We start from the raw sequence: 16,659 nt of genomic DNA, 5'->3' as shown, positions 1-16,659 counted from the left end.
CGTGCTGATCGGCGAGGCGGCCGGGGTCACCAGCTGGCCCGGGCCGTGGCGGAGGCCCGCAGCACCGCTGCGCGGGGTTGTGATGGGGGGCGAGGGCGAGTGGTCCCCTATTCTGCGGTATCGGCCACGACCAAGACATTGGTCAGGGGGATTATGGACCGCCATTCCTGGGGCAGCTTGTCGTAGTTGGCGAGGACCATGGAGACGACGTCCTCGCCGTTCAACAAGCGCAGCCCGGATCTCTGGCGCTCGATGTTCTGGGCGTCCCGCGTGTATGTCCCGAGCGTGACGAACAGGCCGAGATCGTTCTGTCCAAGGGTGCCTGCCAGCTGCTGGACATCGGGAGCGCCGACTGAACCCGTCAGATGTTTGCACTGGACCTTGATTTGTGGCGGTTCGACGCCCAACGGATCCCTGTGGGCGATGACATCGATGCCGCCATCCTGGGAATATGCGGTGACGCGGGCCTGGTAGCCAAGTGCCCGGAGCAGGACGGCGGTGAACTGCTCGAAGTCCGCATGGCTGATCTGGCGGTGCAGGGCATTGAGCACAAAGTCTCGCGTGTGTCTGTCGATCCGTGAGGCACGGGGCTCGTCGGGCGAGTCATCTGACACTTCGGATTCAATGACTGTCTCGACGGCTTGGGCTTCGGGCTCGGTCTGGCGAAGACCGGTACCCACGGCGTCATCGGTGGCCTCCATGGCGGCCAGGAACTCGGTGACATGCTTACGGATGCGGAAGACCGTGAGAAACGCACCCACTTCGTAGAGCGCCGACTGCGAGAAGACTGTTCTGGAGAGACCAATCTTCTTCCACTCGACCCGTCGACGGTGCCGGTGCTCCGGAGCGTCCGCGGCGTAGTAGTAGTCACCAGTCACCACGCCGATATTGATGGTGCTGTCTGGCTTATACGGCGCGACCACGACATCTCCCACCTCGATTTCGTCACGGAATCGGATGAGGACTCCAGCCCAGCCGGCGATAGCTCCCGGCTTCCGGCCTGGCTGCTCACGATCAAGCGCAGACTTGAGCCCCTCCCGGCCTCCGGCAATCTGGTTGAGATCGCCGAGTTCGTCCCAGCCGATGCTGACGAATCCCTCGTCGACGAGTTCTGTCGTCAAGGTGTCGTTGTGGATGCCCCAGAACCTCATGCCCCCACCCTAGGGGGCGTGCTTCCCCCCTGATAGGGGACGACAGAGGCGGTTGGGCGATCAGCGCTGGTTACTCACTCGCAACCGACCCCGTCGCCGTCGCGGTCCAGGTGGCGGGCGTACCCGGGGTCCCCGATGCGGACCGGGGCCGCGCCGGCGGCGCGTGCGGCGGTGCAGTTCTTGAAGTAGACGGTCGCAGCCGCCGTCGTGGGCGGGGCAGGGGTGTAGGTCTTGCGGGGAGCAGGCGTCTGGGCCTTCTTCGGGGTCAACTCCGGGGCGTGGGTCCTCTTGGGCGCCTGGGCCGGCGCGGGTGACTGCGTGGAACGGGTGATGACCGGATACGCGGTCGCGGCGGTCTGCGCGGTGGGGAGGGACTGGTCCGGGCAACCGTCGAGCACGCGGATCATGGCGTCCCTCTCGGCGGAGGTCACCCAGAGTGCGTACTCCGCCTTGACGGCGATCTGCCGGGCGACGTAGTCGCAGCGGAACGACCGGTTCGGTGGCAGCCAGGAAGCGGCGTCGGAATCGGACTTCTGGGCGTTCGCCGGTCCGTCCACGGCGAGCAAGTTCACCGGGTCGTTCGCGAACCGGATCCGCTCGTCCGCGGAGAGCTGCTGGGCACCCTTCTGCCAGGCATCGGACAGAGCGACCACGTGGTCGATCTGCACGTCGTTGGAGGTGTCCTGGCCGCGGAGGAAGTGGATCTCGGTGGCGGTGTAGGGATCATCGAGCACCCCGGAGAGGACCACGCAGTCACGGGTGCCGGGCTTGAACCGCTCCCCGACCAGGTCCCGGGAAAGCATGTCGTTGCGGGTGTCGCAACCGTTGCGGTCGACGTCCGCCCACGCCGGGCCGAACTGGTCCCGGGCGTAGCCGGTCTTCGGCGCCCGCCCCTTCACCGGCAGGGTCTCCAGGACGGCCAGTGCGGTCCCGGCCGCTGCCGGTCCGGAACCCTGGCGCTGCGGGGCGAGGGACGGTGACGGCGTGCTGGCGGCCATCGACCGGTCTGCCGTGGCCCGCGCGTGGGGGACCGCGGTAGTGGCCGCGGTCGATGCGGCAGGAACACTCGGGGTTGCCGGGGCCGCGGCGACGCTCACCGTGGCCGTCGTGCTGTCCGTGGGGGTGGAGGAGGCGTTGTCCGCGCCCGGGGCGCACCCGGTGGTGACCAGGAGGAGGGCAAGGGCTGCGGAACCTGCGGACAGGACGCGCTGGAGATTCATGGAGTCGGTGCTTTCGGGGAGGACGCCGGGTGCTGACCGGGATCCGGTCGGTAGCGTGTCCGCGGAGGCATCGCGGGACACGGTGAACCAGGCGTGAGAGACGGTGGGATCAATCCAGTATCCCCGATGGTCACGGTCAAAACCGGGATTGACCCACTCGAGTCCGTGTCCACCGGGAGGGCGCATCGTCCGGGGGCCGAACCCTGGTCTGGAGAGCAGGCACTGTTTGGAGAGCAGGCATCGTCGGGACAACAGCCACCCCGGGCGGTCGACGCGTCGTCGTCCGGCACCCGGGGTGTCCTGCGCAGGGACTGGAGAGGATTGAGGCGCGAAGAAGGTCCGCGAGTGAGCGAGGACCCAGGCCCGGTCCGGTCACAGGCCCGGTTACAGGCCCGTCTGGTCCACGCCGTAGGTGGCCTGCTCGGCGGTGAAGCCCTCGAAGACCAACTGGTCGATCAGGCCCTGCCGCGAGAAGGACGTGAAGTCGAGGTAGTTGGCGGCGGACTTGACGGCCTGTTCCTTCCAGTCGACCGTCAGGCGGTCCACGGCCCAGGTGGCGTCCGCGGTCGAGTACCCCTCGAACTCCAACTGGTCGATCAGGCCCGGCCGGGAGAAGGCGGTGAAGTCCAGGTAGTTCTCGGCGGACCGCAGGGCGTTCTGCTGGCTCACCGTGCCGGCCGCAGCCTCCTCGGCGGCCTGTGCCTCAGCCTCTGCTTCGGCCTCAGCCTTTGCTTCGGCCTCCTGGGACGCCTGGGCGTCGGCTTCCGCCTTCGCCTCAGCGTCGGCCTTCTTCGCGGCCTCAGCCTCTGCCTCTGCCTGGGCGGACTCCTGGGCCTTCCTCTCAGCCCGGGCGCTGGCCTCTGCACCGATGTCTGCGGTGGGCTGGGCGGTCGAGGGGCTGGCGACGGACGTGCCCTGCGGTGCGGCCTCCGTCTCAGGGACGTCCCCGCCGCCACCGGCGATCCCTGCTGCGACGAACAGAGCCAGGACGCCGGTGGGCAGGATGAACCGCTTCTTGCGGTACCAGGGCCGTGCGGACTTCTTCGCAGCCTGGTCGGTGTAGGGGGACGTCACAACTGGGTCGTGGGGTGAGGTGCCCGAGGGGAATGACTGGTTCCCGGTCATGGGAAGCTCCTTCATGAGACTCGCGGGGGAAGCGATGGACGGTGTCACACGGCAGTGCGGTGAGGACTGCAATGCCGCTTCTCCGGGGTGCTGCCGGAACAGGGATCGAAGGGGATGTCTCGCGTGCGGCGGGTTCGATCGTGGTGGTGACCTTACGCAGAACGGCGGACACGCTAAGGGAACGCGCTGCCGAACGGCCCCCCGCAGGCCCCGCCCTCGAGAGAGGGAGAGGCTTCCTGCTGACTAGGGGTTTGCCTTCAGGCCGCCCTCATTCTCGGCACCGTCCGGCTCCTCTGCGCCGTGCATCCGGACCAGCCCCGTGGCTCCGTCGATGGTGACCACCTGCCCCTCGGTCAGCCGGGTGGTGGCCTCGGGCACGCAGATGATCGCGGGGATGCCGTACTCGCGAGCCACGGTGGGTCCGTGGGCGATGGGCGATCCGGTCTCCGTGATGAGGCCGCCGAGCGTGAGGAACAGGGGGGTCCACCCCGGGTCGGTGGTCGGGGCGACGAGGATGTCACCGGGTTGCAGCCGCGCCTCGGACGGGTGGTGCACGATCCGCACCGGCCCGGTCGCCACACCGGTGGCGGCCGGTTGACCGACCAGCACGTCCGGTCCGTGCTCGGCCGCCCGCTCGTCCGGCAGGGCCTGCGGATTGGTCCCGTCGGACAGCAGCAGCCCGGGGACCTGCCGCCGTCGGGTCTCGCGGTCGTGCTCCCGACGGCGGCCGCCCACCACCGCGCGCAGGTCTGCTCCGCCGGCGGCCCCGAGGGCCTCGTCCAGCGTCAGGAACAGGATGTCGTCCGGCTGGTCCAGGATCCCCCGCCCGGCGAGGTCGGCTCCGGCGGCCAGCAGCTCCCGGCGGACCTCCGCCAGGGGGGTGAGCCAGAGGAACTTGGGCAGCTCCCGCAGGCCGGCCAGTTCGCGGCTGCGGCGCAACAGGGACCGGGCGATCCGGCCCCGGACCGGGCGGACCCGCCGGGCCCGGTCGGTGAGGTCCGCCAGGGCGGCCTCGGCCTCGGCGGCGGCGCGGGCGAACCGGGCGGGCGGGGCCTGGTCCGGGTCGGACACCTGCAGGTAACCGGCCAGCGCGGCGAAGACCGGGGTGGGGTCATCGGCCCACCGGGGGGAGCCGACGTCGATCTCGGCACTGCCGCGGATCCCGTACTCCGCCAGGAACCCGGCCAGGCCGAACTCGGGCAGCTCGCCGCGCAGGAAGCGCGCCGCGAGCTCGTCCGGGGCCGTGCCGAGCAGCAGCTCGCGGTGCGGGCGGGCCGCCTCGGCCACGGACCACAGCTTCAGGTCCATCTGCGTGGTGACGTTGTGGGGCATGCCGCGCAGGGTCGCGTTCAACTCGCCCGGACGCACCACGCCGCGCAGCAGCCAGCCGGCCACCCCCTGGGCGAAGAGCGCCGCCCACAGCGGCGGCAGCGAGCGCATCATCGGCCCGGTCATCGTGGCGTCCTGCAGCCCGGCGGCGGAGCGAATCCGGCTGACCGCGTCCGTCGGGTCGGTCCGGGGCTGGTGGCGGACCCTCTCGAGTTCACGGAAGGCGCGCTCGCGCGCGGCGGCCGGCCGGGCCAGGGCGCACAGGGCGCCGAACAGCGAGGCCGGGAGCACCGCCAGGAGCAGCCGCGCCGTCGCCCGGCGGGAGAACGCGCGGCGGCCGGGAGCCGCGGGCCGGGGCGCGTAGCGGGGGTCGTCGAGGATGCGGCGCACGCCCCGGGCCACGGCCGGGCCGTAGACCTTCACCATCTCGGGGACCCGGTCGTGCAGCCGCGGGCTGCGGACGAAGCCGGTGAGGTCCATGAACAGCCGGCCGCCGATGTCCACGAGGAACGGGTCGACCGCGGCATCGTCGACGCCGATGAGCTGGAACCAGCGGCGGGTGGTCTCGCGCAGCACGGAGATCCCCATCGGGGTGACCGGGCGCCGCAGGCCCTGCATGTGGCCGACCTCCATGTAGATCCGGGGGTCGTCGGGATCGTTCCCGGCCGGGAGCGGGAAGAGGGTGGTGATGGCCCGGGACTGCAGCAGCCACAGGGTGCCCCGGGCGTCGTAGGCGAACTCGATGTCCTGGGGGCTGCCGAGGGCGCTTTGCACGCGGTGGCCGGCCGCGCGCAGCGCGTCGAGCTGGCCGGGGGAGAGGCAGCCGTGGTGCTGGTCGGCCGGGACGGGGCCGCGTGCGGGCAGCACGTAGTGGTCGGTGTCCATGGTGCCGTCCACCACGCCGGTGCCCAGGCCCGGGACCGCGTCGATGACGGTCTCGGTGCGGGTGCCGGTCAGCGGGTTGGCGGTGAACATCACCCCGGCCGCGCTCGGGGTGATCATCTCCTGCACGACGACGGCCATCGCCAGTTCCGCGTCCTGCAGTCCCTGCCCGGCCCGGTAGGCGACGGCGCGCTCGTTGCCGAGGGAGGCCCAGCACTGCCGGATCGCATCGAGCAGCGCCGTCTCACCCTCCACGCCCAGGACGGTGTCCTGCTGGCCGGCGAAGCTGGCGCCGGGCAGGTCCTCCGCCGTGGCGCTGGACCGCACGGCGACCGGACCGCCGCCGAGGGCGCGGTAGGCGGTCAGGACCGCGTCCTCCGGGATGGCACCGGCCCGGTACGCCTGGGTGGTCAGGCAGAACCCGGCGGGCACCCGCTCACCCGCGGCGATGAGCGCGCCCAGCCCGGCCGCCTTGCCGCCGATCAGGGGCGTGAGGTCCGGGGTGATGCGGGACAGGTCGATGACCTCCATGAGCGCCTTCCTGCGCGGCCGGGTGGGTGAACGGTGGATGGGCCACGTGGAGGGGCCGGTCGCCGTGCAGCCGATGATCCGGCCCGTGCCGTGGAACGGTCAAGGCCCCGGTGTCCCGGTGGTGTGACGCAGGACGCTCCGGACCGGTCCGGACATGAGAAACTGGCGGCTGAGAGGGGAGAACTCAATGATGGACACAGGTCTGAGCCACGTTCAGGCGGCGGGATCCCCGCGGCCGAACGGGGCGGGGCAGCCGCACCCTGCCCTGCGACGATTCCGGAGGCAGCCGGTTCCGGAGGAGCGGCTGCTCGTCATCCGGGCGCCCGGCGGGACGGGTGCGGAATGGTTCGCGGCCGGCTGGGTGGAACAGGGACCGGGATCAGCCCCGGAAGCCCCGGAAGCCCCGGACGCCGCAGTGCAGGAACGGGTCCTGCAGTGGGACAGCGCGCTCGAGGACGCCGAGGCGTTCAGCCGACGGGTCGGGCAATGCCTGGCGGAACGGGACGGTCCGGTGGCGGTGATCGCCAGCGCGAACGCCCCCATCCATGACGTGGCGGCCGTCCACCCGTGCCGCCTCGCCGACGCGACGGACGTGCTGCTGACCGCCGAGGAGATCGGCACGCTGGCGCAACCGCCACCGGGCGGGCCGGCCCGGCCGGCATCGGCGGATCCGGAGACGGTCTACCGTCTCACCGGGGGGTGGCTCGTGGCCGTCCGGGCACTGCTCGTCCCGTCGCCGTCCCCCCGGGCAGCGCGTCAGGCCCTGATCGTTCCCCTGCTGCAATGGCTGGGAGCCCGCGACCCCTGGGGGGTCATGGCCGAGACGGCCTACCTGCCCGAGTTCAGTGACGCCGTCCTGCGCCAGTTCCAGCCGGCCAGCGGGTCGCCGGCGCCGGCGCTGCGGGACCTGGCCACCGAGGCCCTGATCCGTGACGACGGCACGGGAGGATGGTTCATGCCCGAACTGGTCCGGTGGTGCCTCACGGACTGCCTGCAGGAGAAGGCACCCGACCGGGTGGACTCGATGGTGCGCGCCGCGGTGGAGGCCACGGACCGGGCCGGGCGGGTGGGCGTGGCCCTGGAGACCGCGGCCCGGCGCGGGGCATGGATACCCTTCGACACCGTGCTGGCCGACCGGGCCGCCGAGTTGTTCACGTCCGACGCGCGGTACCTCCGGGCGCTGCTGGCCCGCATCCCCGAGCCCGTGCTCGCCCAGAAGGACCACCTGCGCGTGGCCCTGCGGATCATGGCCTCGGCCGGGCCCGAGGGGTTGACCCTGCCCCTGCCGTCCGTGGAACCGGACCTGCGCCAGGACCGGACCGCGGCCCGGCTCCGGGCTCGCGCCGCCCGCAAGTACCTCACCCCGAACGGTCGTGCGGTGGCGTTCGGGATGGTGGAGATCAGCTACCTGCGGTTGTCCGGCCACTACGCGGCGGCCGCCGAGGCCGCGGTCCAGCTGCGGCGCGCCGTGCGCGGGGCACTGGACTCCGGTCCCATCAGCATTCCCTTGGCCAGCATCGCCGAACTGCACGCGGGGCTGTGCCTGCACTTCGCCGACCGGCTCGACGAGGCGGGCCTGGCCTACACCAGCGCCCTCGATCTCGCGCGGCACGGGAGCCATGACTTCCTCGAGGCCGACGCCCTGTCGAAGCTGGCCCTGCTCGCGGCCCACCAGGGGGAGTTCCAGCCGGCCCGGTCGTGGTTGGCGCAACTGGACGGCCCGCTGTCCAGGGTCGGCCGGGGCCGGCAGCAGGTGAGCCGGTGCGGAGACCTCGCCCGCGCCTGGTGTGCCCTGGCGGCACTCGACCTGGCGGGGGCCGAGGAGGTGCTGGCCCGGTTGCCGGCCGAGCCAGACACGGACGAGTTCTGGTCGGCGCACGCGCAGCTGCTGGCGCTGCTGCGCACCCTCCGCGGGGACCCGGATACGGCCCGTCGGCAGGTCCGGACCCTGCGCCGGGACCGGCCCTATGCCTCCCGGGCCCCCCTGGCCGACCGCCTGCTGACCGAGGCCCATCACTACGCCGAACTGGTGGGCGGAACCGCCTCGGAGATCCGCGGCTGGCAGCAGAACTCCGCCCTGGCCAACCTGGAGGCGTGCCGCTGCCTGGGCCAGGGGTCCGTGGAGGGTGCCCTGCGCGCTCTGAGCCGGCCGCCGCGCGTCGGGCGTCAGCAACGGGCGGTGGCCGCGCTGCTGCGGTCCTACGCCACGTCGGTGGCGGGGGACGGGACCGCCGAGGGGCTGCCGGACGAGGCCGCGGACCTGTCCTGCCCGGACGGGGAACTGATCGACCTGGTCACGCTCGTCCACCTGGGATGCCTGCCGGACCTGTTGCGGTTCGGCATCGTCACCGAGGACCAGGCGACACGGTTGTCCGCGCTGCCGCAACCCGTCCTGACCCGCGAGCAGCCGCCCGTGCTGACAGCCCGGGAGCGGGAGGTGCTGGAGCTGTTGCGGCAGGGGATGACGCGCAAGCAGATGGCCGAGCACACCGTCCGGTCCGAGAACACGATCAAGGGCCAGCTGCGCAGCCTGTACGCCAAGCTCGGCGCCGAGAAGGCCACGGACGCCCTCGAGCGGGCCCAGCACTACGGGCTCTGACGCGCTGGGGCATCCGGCACGGCACGGCTCACAGGCCGAGCACGGCCCGCGCGATGAAGAAATAGACGAGCAGGCCGGTGGCGTCCACGAAGGTGGTGATGAACGGGTTCGAGAAGACCGCGGGATCCACGCCGATGGCCTTGGCGATCAGGGGCATGGCCCCGCCGACGGTGGCGGCCATGGTGCAGATGCTCGCCAGGGTGAGCCCGATGATCGTGCCGATGGACACGTCGTAGACCACCGAGGTGACGGCGAAGCCCGCGGTGCCCAGTGCCAGTCCCAGGCTGAGGCCCACCCGTAGCTCGCGGAGCATGACCTTGGCGATGTCCCCGGGGGTGACGTCCTCCAGGGCGAGGGCGCGGGTGACGGTGGTGGCCGCCTGGTTGCCGGTGTTGCCGCCCGTGCCGATGAGCAGGGGGATGAACACCGAGAGCACGACCATCTGCTCGAGGGTCTGCTCGAAGACCTCCAGGACCTGGACCGTGAGCGTGGCGCCGATCGCCAGCACCAGCAGCCACACCACCCGGGAGCGCACCAGGCTCAGCACCGGGGTGGCGAGGTAGGGCCGGCGCAACGGTTCGGACCCGCCCATGCGGGCCTGGTCCTCGGAGTCGGCGTCCTCGAGGATCCGCAGGGCGTCGTCCACCGTGAGGATGCCGACCAGGCGTCCCTCCGCGTCGACGACGGGCAGAGCCAGGACCTTCAGGTTCGCGCACCGGCGTGCCGCGTTCTCCGCCGGGTCGGTGACGGTCGCGGTGTACGCCGGGCGCATCAGGGCGGACACCGGTGCCTCCGGGGCCGCCCGCAACAGGGCGCGCAGGCTGACCACGCCCAGCACCTTCCGGCCGTCGTCGATCACCGGGACGGTGTAGACCGTCTCGGCGTCGGCCAGCCCGGACCGCACCCGGTCCAGGGCCTGCCGGGCCGTGTGCTCGGCGCGGGTGGTGACGTACTCGGGGCTCATTCTCCGGGCGATCGAGCCGGCCGGGTAGCCGAGCACGACGGCGGTCAGGTCCCGTTCCTGGTCCGGCAGGCCCTGCATCAACCGGGTCGCCACCGAGGCGGGGAGCTCGTCCAGCAGCCCCACGCGGTCGTCCGGTTCGAGCTCCGCGAACGTCGAGGCCACGTCCTCCTCGCGCAGGGCGCCGACGAGTTCACCCTGCAGGGAGGCGTCCAGCCGCTCGAAGACGGCCAGCGCGGTGTCCTTCGGCAGCAACCGATAGACCACGGCGCGGTGGTCGGTGCCGAGCCGTTCCAGGACCCGGGTGACCTGGTCGTCCGGCAGGGGGTCCACGAGCGCGGTGACGGCGTCGAGATCCTGTCTGGCCAGGGCGCGGCCGAGGAGGGTGACGGCACGGTCCTGAGCGCTGGGGAAGGTGGGATGGGGCATGGGACCAGTCTGCCGCGCCATGGAGCCTCCCCGGGCCCGACTGGTCGTCCCGCGGGCCGGGCCGGCAGCGCGGTGGCCCGGTCCGGTGACGCGGTGTCGCTATCCTGTGAGCGTGTCTGTCTCCCGGCTCTCGACGAGTTCCCAGAACTATCTCAAGGTCGTCTGGGTGCTGCAGGAATGGTCGGACGAACCGGTGACGCCCTCGGCGCTCGCGGCCCGTGCCGGGGTCCGGTTGTCCACGGCCTCGGACGCGATCCGCAAGCTCTCCGACCAGGGCCTGCTGCTGCACTCCCCGTACGGGTCGGTCGAACTGTCCGAGGAGGGCCGTCGGCTCGCCGTGGAGATGGTGCGCCGTCACCGGCTCATCGAGACGTTCCTCGTGGAGGTCCTGGGCTACGGGTGGGAGCAGGTGCACGACGAGGCCGAGACCCTGGAGCACGCCGTCTCGGACTTCATGGTCGAGCGCATGGACGACTACCTCGGCCGCCCGCGCCGCGACCCCCACGGCGACCCCATCCCCGGGCCGGACGGCACCGTCGACCTGCCGGACGCCGTCGTGCTCTCCGCCCTGGAACCGGGCACCGCCGGCACGGTCGAGCGCATCTCGGACGCGGACCCGGGCCTGCTGCAGTTCTTCGCCGACCGCGGCATCGGCGTCGGCACGCAGGTCGAGGTCCGCGCCGGCGCCCCCTACTCGGACTCCGTCGAGGTCCGGGTGCAGGGCCGGGCCGACCACTTGGCCCTCGGGCGCCCGGCCGCGGAGATGGTCTGGGTCAGCGCGGCGCCGCGCTAGGGGCCGCGGGGGAGAGCCCGTCAGGCCGCGGGCGGGGTGCCCCGCCCGCTGTGTCGCCCGGCCCGGGGACCGGCACCGCCTGGCCGGCACCGGATCCTGCGCTGGCCGACCCCATGCCGACTGACTCACTGTCGGCGGGCCCGACGCCGGCCGGCCCGTGCCGCCGTCGGGCCCGGTACCGGCCCAGCAGCCCGTGCCGCGGCCCGAACAGGTAGACGAGGGCGAACACGGCGCCGTGCACCAGCACCACGAGCCCGCCGGAGGCGGCGTCCAGCCAGTAGCTGAGGTAGATCCCGGCCACCGAGCAGGCCACGGAGAGCACCGGGGCGATCACCAGCATCCGCCCGAAGCGGTCCGTGAGCAGGTACGCGGTGGCACCCGGGATGATCAGCAGCGCCACTACCAGGATCACGCCGACCACCTGCAGGGTCACCACGCAGGTCAGGGCCAGCACGCCGAGCAGCAGCGCGCCCAGCCGGCGCGGGTTCAGCCCGATCGCGTGCGCGTGGGTGGGGTCGAAGGCGTACAGGGTCAGGTCCCGCCGCTTGACCAGCAGCACGGCGAACGCGACGGCGGCGAGCACCCCGATCTGCACCAGCTCGGCGGTGGAGACGCCCAGGATGTTGCCAAAGATGATGTGGTTCAAGTCCGTCTGGCTGGGGGTGACCGAGATCAGCACCAGCCCGAGGGCGAACAGCGTGGTGAAGACGATGCCGATGGCGGCGTCCTCCTTGACCCGGCTGGTGTCCCGCAGTCCCCCGATCAGCGCCACGGCGAGGAAGCCGAAGACCAGGGCGCCCAGGGCGAAGGGCACACCGAGCACGTAGGCGATCACCACCCCGGGCAGCACGGCGTGCGAGACGGCGTCGCCCATGAGGGACCAGCCCACCAGCACCAGCCAGCAGGACAACAGTGAGCAGACCACGGCGGCGATGGCCGCGGTGGCCAGGGCGCGGACCATGAAGTCGTACTGGAGCGGTTCCAGGAGCAGCTCGAGCGGGGTCATGGGGTCTCGATCCGGTCGGGGGCGGCGGGCGCAGCGGGGGTCGCGGAGGGGTCCAGGCCGAAGGCCATCGCCAGCCGTTCCGGCCGCAGGGCCTCGGTCACCGGCCCGTGGAACAGCACCCGGCGCATCAGCAGGATCGCCTCGTCGGCCAGCTCGGGCAGGGCGTGCAGGTCGTGGGTGGAGACCAGGACGGTCCGGCCGTCGTCGGCGAGCTGGCGCAGCAGCTTCACGATCGTGGCCTCGGAGGCCTTGTCCACGCCGGCGAAGGGCTCGTCCAGCAGCAGCACTCGGGCGTCCTGCGCGAGGCCGCGGGCCACGAAGGCCCGCTTGCGCTGGCCCCCCGAGAGCTGGCCGATCTGCCGGTCCGCGTAGTCGGTCAGCTCCACCCGTTCCAGGGCCTGCTCCACGGCGGCCCGGTCGGCCGCCCGCGGCCGCCGGGTGGGGCCGAGGCGTCCGTAGCGGCCCATCATGACCACGTCCCGGACCGAGACGGGGAACGTCCAGTCCACCTCCTCGCTCTGCGGGACGTAACCGATCAGGCCCTGCCGCCGGGCGGTGGCGGGGGAGTGGCCGTCGATGCGGACCTGTCCGCGCTCGGGGCGCAGGCTGCCGATGACGGTCTTGAACAGCGAGGACTTGCCGGAGCCGTTCATCCCGATCAGCCCGGTGACCCGCCCGGGCGCGACGTCGGCGCTGACGCCGTCCAGGGCGAGCACGTTGCCGTACCGCACGACCACGTCGGTGACCTCGATGGCGCCCATCAGCCGGCCTGTCCCGTGAGCCCGGTGACGATGGTGTCCGCGTCGTGCCGGATGAGGTCCAGGTAGGTCGGGACCGGCCCGTCGGGCTCGGAGAGGGAGTCCACGTACAGCGTGCCGCCGTAGACGGCGTCCGTGGCCGCGACCACCTGCTGCATCGGGGCGTCCGAGACCGTCGACTCGCAGAACACCGCTGGGACGTCCTGGTCCCGGACGAACTCGATGGTGTCCGCGATCTGCTGCGGGGTGGCCTGCTGCTCCGCGTTGACCGGCCAGATGTAGCGTTCCTCCAGCCCGGCATCCCGGGCCAGGTAGGAGAACGCCCCCTCGCACGTCACCAGGGCGCGCTGCTGTTCGGGCAGGTGCGCGAGGTCCTCGACGAGGTCGTCCTGGACCTGCTGCAGCTGCGCCTTGTAGTCCTCCCCGTTGGCGGCGAAGTCCACGGCGTGCTCGGGGGCGAGGTCGCTGAACGAGGCGACCATGGTGTCCACGTAGGACTGCACGTTCTGCGGGCTCATCCAGGCATGCGGGTTCGGCAGGCCGGCGTAGGCGTCCCCGGTGATGTCCAGGACCTCCACGCCCTCGGAGACCACCACGTGCGGCACGCCGGCCTGGTCCGAGAACTGCTCGAACCAGAGCTCCAGGTTCAGGCCGTTGTCCAGGATCAGGTCCGCCTCGGAGGCCTTGGCCACGTCCCGGGGCGTCGGTTCGTACCCGTGGATCTCCGCCCCGACCTTGGTGATCGACTCCACCCGCAGGTGCTCCCCGGCCACGTTCCGGGCGATGTCCGCCAGCACGGTGAACGTGGTCAGGACCATGGGGGCGTCCGGGTCCGCGCCCTGGGCCCCGTTGCCGCCGTCACCGTCCGTCCCGGCCGGCCCCGAGCACCCCGTCAGTCCCAGGGTGGCTGCCGTCAGGGCGGCGGCCAGGACCGTCGCCCATCGTCTGTGTCGCGCCATCGCGACTCCCTTCATCACGCATTCCCGCAAATGTTCGCCTTGACGAACAAAAAAGAGGATAGCAGCGAACTTGAGCGGAGCGGCAGGGTTGGAGTGCCGTCCCGGGCGGGTGGGCGCCACTGGCCGGAGCGGGTTCCTGCCCACCTGCGGCGACTCGGTCTCGCCGTCAGGGGCGCGGCTGGGGCAAGGGGATCCGGCCTATGCTGTGTCAATCGTCACATGCCAGCCCCCGCGGTCGCGAAGGAGCAATCATGAGCACTGGGTCCCCCCGCTGCGAGGTCCAGCTCGAGAACGACCACTTCCGCGTGACGAAGTGGACGCTCGAACCCGGACAGACCATCCCCATGCACCGGCATGACCACGAGTACGTGGTGATTCCCCTCGTCTCCCGCACCATGCACGTGACGAACGCCGACGGCAGCGAGGTGGTGGCCGAACTCGTGACCGGGCAGAGTTACACCCGGCCCGCCGGCACCGAGCATCGGGTGGAGAACCGGGAGGCGTCAGACGCGGTCGTCTTCGTCGAGGTGGAGCACCTGTAAGGGGCCACCGATCATGACGTGGCGTCCATGATGCGAGGAGTCACCGCCGCGCCGCGTCCTGGAACATCGCCAGCCGCAGGGTCCGGGCGGTGGTCATGTGTGCCCGCATGGCCTCGCGTGCCGCCTCGCCGTCCTGGGCGCGGATGCGGTCCACGATGTGCTCGTGCTCGTCCAGGGCCTGGTCCCAGCGTCCGGGCCGGGTGAGGGTGGAGACGGGGGCGTGGATCTGGTGGGTGGCCAGCCGGTCCAGCAGGTCCTTGAGCACCGGGTTCCGCGTGGCCGACCACAGGGCCTCGTGGAACTCGACGTTGGTGGTCAGCCGGGTGGCGTTGTCCGGGTCCTGCAGCTCGCGGTCCCGGGCCAGCAGCGCGTCCAGGCGCACCAGGTCCATCTCGGTGCGGGCGCTCGCGGCCTCGAAGGCGGCCTGCCCCTCGAGCAGGATGCGCAGGTCGTACACCTGCATCAGTTCCTCGGGGTCGAGGCGGCGCACCTGCAGGCCGCGGACGCCGCGCTCGAGCAGGCCCTCCTGCTGCAGCCGTCCCAGCGCCTCGCGCACCGGGGTGCGGGAGACCCCGAAGCGCTCCGCCAGGCCCACCTCGCGGAAGGGCGTGCCGGGTTCGTGCGCGCCGTGCAGGATCTCGGCCTTAAGCGCGGCATGGATCGCGGTCGCGTCCACCTTCGCTGCCATCGGCTGCCCTTCCTGCTGGTTTGCTGCGGCTCTCTGCCGTCTCGATGCCGCATCGATCGGGCATGAGTCCCGCCCCGCCCGGCGGGGCAGGGGCGGGACTCGCGCCGGGTCCTCCCGGCCGGCGTCGGGCGCTCGAGGCATGACGCCGGCCGGGGAGTCACGCTGTCAGGCCAGCGTACCGGCGCGGCGGCCGAAGACGACGCCGGCCGCCAGGCCCGAGCCGCCGGGGTAGTTGGCCGAGAACAGCCCGCCGAGCATCTCCCCGCACACGTACAGGCCGGGGATGGCCTCGCCCTGGGCGTCCAGGACGCGGCCGTGGGTGTCCGACTTTAGCCCGCCGAAGGTGAAGGTGATGCCGCAGGTGACGGCGTAGGCGTAGAACGGGCCCTCGGTCAGCGGGGTGGCCCAGTTGGACTTCACCGGGGTGGTCTCGGCTCGCCGGCCGTCCTTGACGGTCGGGTCCCACGGCACGGAGGTGTCGATCGAGGCGTTGTAGTCCGCAACCGTGGCGGCCAGGGACTGCGGGTCCACGCCGATCCTGGCGGCGAGCTCCTCGAGGGTGTCGGCCTGCTCCACGGAGATGCCGGGCATGTCGTACTCCTCGGTGCGCAGCATGGCCCGCAGGTTCGCGTCGAAGACCTGGTAGGCCACCGAACCGGGCTGCTTGAGGATCTCCCGGCCGAACTTGGCGTAGGTGTAGTTGCGGAAGTCCTCGCCCTCGTCCACGAAGCGCTGGCCCTCGGTGTTGACGATGATGCCCAGGAAGTAGGACTGGCGGGTCAGCCGGTTGGTCAGCTCGCGGTTGGACTCATTGTCCGGATTGAACGCGTCCCACTGGGTGGAGTGGCAGGTGGACCAGTCGCCGGCCTTCTGGGCGCCGATGGCCAGTCCGGCGGCGATCATGTCCCCGTTGTTGAACCGGGTGCCCCGGACCTTGGCGTTCTCCCAGCCCTCACCGAGGTGCTCGCGGCGCCACTCGGCGCTGGACTCGAAGCCGCCGGCGCCCAGGACCACGGACTCGGCGCGCAGTTCGGTCACGGTGCCGTCCTGCTGGCGGACCTCCACCCCACGCACCCGGCCGTCCTCCACGATCAGACCGGACACGTCCTGGCCGAAGCGGACCTCGGTGCCCAGCCTCTCGGCCACGGCGAGGTGATCGTGCATCAGGCCCTCGCCGCCGCCGACGTTGCCCACGTGCAGCCCGCCCCAGAACAGGTAGGAGCCGTCCTCGCGCTGGTAGGCCTGGCGCTCGTACATCAGGCGGTACTTCAGGCCCAGGGACTTCAGCCAGCGCAGGTTCGGGGCGGCCTCGTGGACCAGGGCCTCGGTCAGGTCCGGGTCGTTGCGGCCCTCGGTGACACGGACCAGGTCCGCGGTGTAGTCCTCGGGGGAGTACGGCGGCACCACGGTGGCCGCGTGGCGCTCGTCCGGCTCGACGAGGTCGGCCAGGTCCTCCAGGCCGCCGTGAGAGATGCGGGTGGCGCCGGCGGTGTAGTAGCTGTTGCCGCCGAACTCGTCCTGCGGTGCCTTCTCCAGCAGCAGCACCTTCCGGCCGCGCACGGCGGCGGCGTGGGCGGCGGTGAAGGCGGCGTTGCCCCCGCCGACGACGATGACGTCGGCGTCCAGGGCGTGCTGGCCCTCGCGGGTGGTCTCGGGTGCGGAGGTGGTCATGGGGTGCCTTCCGGT

Annotated in this window: 13 protein-coding genes and 1 pseudogene; 4 read left to right on the top strand and 10 right to left on the bottom strand. The window is 71.9% G+C overall.

Annotation, left to right across the window (positions count from 1 at the left end; genetic code table 11):
* Positions 1–107: 107 nt before the first annotated feature.
* The 4 genes from GGQ69_RS12210 to GGQ69_RS12195 form a co-directional block, all read right to left on the bottom strand.
* Positions 108–1,151 (bottom strand): restriction endonuclease, encoded by a 1,044-nt coding sequence (locus GGQ69_RS12210; RefSeq protein ID WP_183528927.1) that lies wholly within the window; start codon positions 1,149–1,151, stop codon positions 108–110.
* A gap of 74 nt (positions 1,152–1,225) precedes the next feature.
* Entirely contained in the window at positions 1,226–2,371 is a 1,146-nt protein-coding gene (locus GGQ69_RS12205; RefSeq protein ID WP_183528925.1) for a DUF1524 domain-containing protein, read from the bottom strand.
* 384 nt (positions 2,372–2,755) lie between these two features.
* Complete coding sequence (locus GGQ69_RS12200) at positions 2,756–3,496, bottom strand: Ltp family lipoprotein (protein ID WP_183528923.1); 741 nt, start codon at positions 3,494–3,496, stop codon at positions 2,756–2,758.
* A 243-nt stretch (positions 3,497–3,739) separates the two neighbouring features.
* Entirely contained in the window at positions 3,740–6,238 is a 2,499-nt protein-coding gene (locus GGQ69_RS12195) for a PEP/pyruvate-binding domain-containing protein (protein ID WP_183528921.1), read from the bottom strand.
* Between GGQ69_RS12195 and GGQ69_RS12190 the strand changes: the two genes are divergently transcribed.
* A complete protein-coding gene (locus tag GGQ69_RS12190) occupies positions 6,228–6,365 on the top strand; it encodes a hypothetical protein (protein WP_183528919.1) in 138 nt (45 codons plus the stop codon). The genes GGQ69_RS12195 and GGQ69_RS12190 overlap by 11 nt on opposite strands.
* Before the next feature lie 288 nt (positions 6,366–6,653).
* Entirely contained in the window at positions 6,654–8,837 is a 2,184-nt protein-coding gene (locus GGQ69_RS16900) for a LuxR family transcriptional regulator (RefSeq protein WP_183528917.1), read from the top strand.
* Between the two features lie 28 nt (positions 8,838–8,865).
* On the opposite strand, the gene mgtE is transcribed toward GGQ69_RS16900, so the two are convergent.
* Positions 8,866–10,227: a magnesium transporter gene (gene mgtE, locus GGQ69_RS12180; protein ID WP_183528915.1), complete on the bottom strand. Its 1,362-nt coding sequence runs from the start codon at positions 10,225–10,227 to the stop codon at positions 8,866–8,868.
* A 112-nt stretch (positions 10,228–10,339) separates the two neighbouring features.
* Between mgtE and GGQ69_RS12175 the strand changes: the two genes are divergently transcribed.
* Entirely contained in the window at positions 10,340–11,020 is a 681-nt protein-coding gene (locus GGQ69_RS12175; protein WP_183528913.1) for a metal-dependent transcriptional regulator, read from the top strand.
* Positions 11,021–11,168: 148 nt separating this feature from the next.
* On the opposite strand, the pseudogene GGQ69_RS12170 reads toward GGQ69_RS12175, so the two are convergent.
* The 3 genes and pseudogenes from GGQ69_RS12170 to GGQ69_RS12160 form a co-directional block, all read right to left on the bottom strand.
* Positions 11,169–12,026 (bottom strand): annotated as a pseudogene (locus tag GGQ69_RS12170) (metal ABC transporter permease); the annotation flags it as partial.
* Positions 12,023–12,787, bottom strand: a complete 765-nt coding sequence (locus GGQ69_RS12165) for a metal ABC transporter ATP-binding protein (protein ID WP_183528910.1) — start codon at positions 12,785–12,787, stop codon at positions 12,023–12,025. The pseudogene GGQ69_RS12170 and the gene GGQ69_RS12165, both read right to left, overlap by 4 nt.
* The gene (locus GGQ69_RS12160) at positions 12,787–13,743 is read right to left on the bottom strand and encodes a metal ABC transporter substrate-binding protein (protein WP_183528908.1); all 957 of its coding nucleotides are present in this window, start codon (positions 13,741–13,743) and stop codon (positions 12,787–12,789) included. Before GGQ69_RS12160 ends, GGQ69_RS12165 begins: the two co-directional genes overlap by 1 nt.
* A gap of 251 nt (positions 13,744–13,994) precedes the next feature.
* On the opposite strand from GGQ69_RS12160, the gene GGQ69_RS12155 reads away from it, so the two are divergent.
* Positions 13,995–14,285: a cupin domain-containing protein gene (locus tag GGQ69_RS12155; protein WP_183528906.1), complete on the top strand. Its 291-nt coding sequence runs from the start codon at positions 13,995–13,997 to the stop codon at positions 14,283–14,285.
* A 40-nt stretch (positions 14,286–14,325) separates the two neighbouring features.
* On the opposite strand, the gene GGQ69_RS12150 is transcribed toward GGQ69_RS12155, so the two are convergent.
* Together GGQ69_RS12150 and tcuA are read right to left on the bottom strand one after the other, a co-directional pair.
* Positions 14,326–14,973 (bottom strand): GntR family transcriptional regulator, encoded by a 648-nt coding sequence (locus GGQ69_RS12150; RefSeq protein WP_183528904.1) that lies wholly within the window; start codon positions 14,971–14,973, stop codon positions 14,326–14,328.
* 165 nt (positions 14,974–15,138) lie between these two features.
* Positions 15,139–16,644 (bottom strand): FAD-dependent tricarballylate dehydrogenase TcuA, encoded by a 1,506-nt coding sequence (gene tcuA, locus GGQ69_RS12145; RefSeq protein WP_183528902.1) that lies wholly within the window; start codon positions 16,642–16,644, stop codon positions 15,139–15,141.
* Positions 16,645–16,659: the final 15 nt, after the last annotated feature.

The sequence above is a fragment of the Micrococcus sp. TA1 genome (assembly GCF_014199555.1).
Lineage (GTDB): Bacteria > Actinomycetota > Actinomycetes > Actinomycetales > Micrococcaceae > Citricoccus.
The sequence above is the reverse complement of the archived record's forward strand: the minus strand, read 5'-3'. Positions and strand labels throughout refer to the sequence as shown.

Bases quoted from the DNA above. Each gene is read 5' to 3' on its own strand.
- GGQ69_RS12210 (WP_183528927.1), bottom strand. From the start codon at position 1,151: ATGAGGTTCTGGGGCATCCACAACGACACCTTGACGACAGAACTCGTC.
- GGQ69_RS12205 (WP_183528925.1), bottom strand. From the start codon at position 2,371: ATGAATCTCCAGCGCGTCCTGTCCGCAGGTTCCGCAGCCCTTGCCCTC.
- GGQ69_RS12200 (WP_183528923.1), bottom strand. From the start codon at position 3,496: ATGACCGGGAACCAGTCATTCCCCTCGGGCACCTCACCCCACGACCCA.
- GGQ69_RS12190 (WP_183528919.1), top strand. From the start codon at position 6,228: ATGACCTCCATGAGCGCCTTCCTGCGCGGCCGGGTGGGTGAACGGTGG.
- GGQ69_RS12195 (WP_183528921.1), bottom strand. From the start codon at position 6,238: ATGGAGGTCATCGACCTGTCCCGCATCACCCCGGACCTCACGCCCCTG.
- mgtE (WP_183528915.1), bottom strand. From the start codon at position 10,227: ATGCCCCATCCCACCTTCCCCAGCGCTCAGGACCGTGCCGTCACCCTC.
- GGQ69_RS12165 (WP_183528910.1), bottom strand. From the start codon at position 12,787: ATGGGCGCCATCGAGGTCACCGACGTGGTCGTGCGGTACGGCAACGTG.
- GGQ69_RS12160 (WP_183528908.1), bottom strand. From the start codon at position 13,743: ATGGCGCGACACAGACGATGGGCGACGGTCCTGGCCGCCGCCCTGACG.
- GGQ69_RS12155 (WP_183528906.1), top strand. From the start codon at position 13,995: ATGAGCACTGGGTCCCCCCGCTGCGAGGTCCAGCTCGAGAACGACCAC.
- GGQ69_RS12150 (WP_183528904.1), bottom strand. From the start codon at position 14,973: ATGGCAGCGAAGGTGGACGCGACCGCGATCCATGCCGCGCTTAAGGCC.
- tcuA (WP_183528902.1), bottom strand. From the start codon at position 16,644: ATGACCACCTCCGCACCCGAGACCACCCGCGAGGGCCAGCACGCCCTG.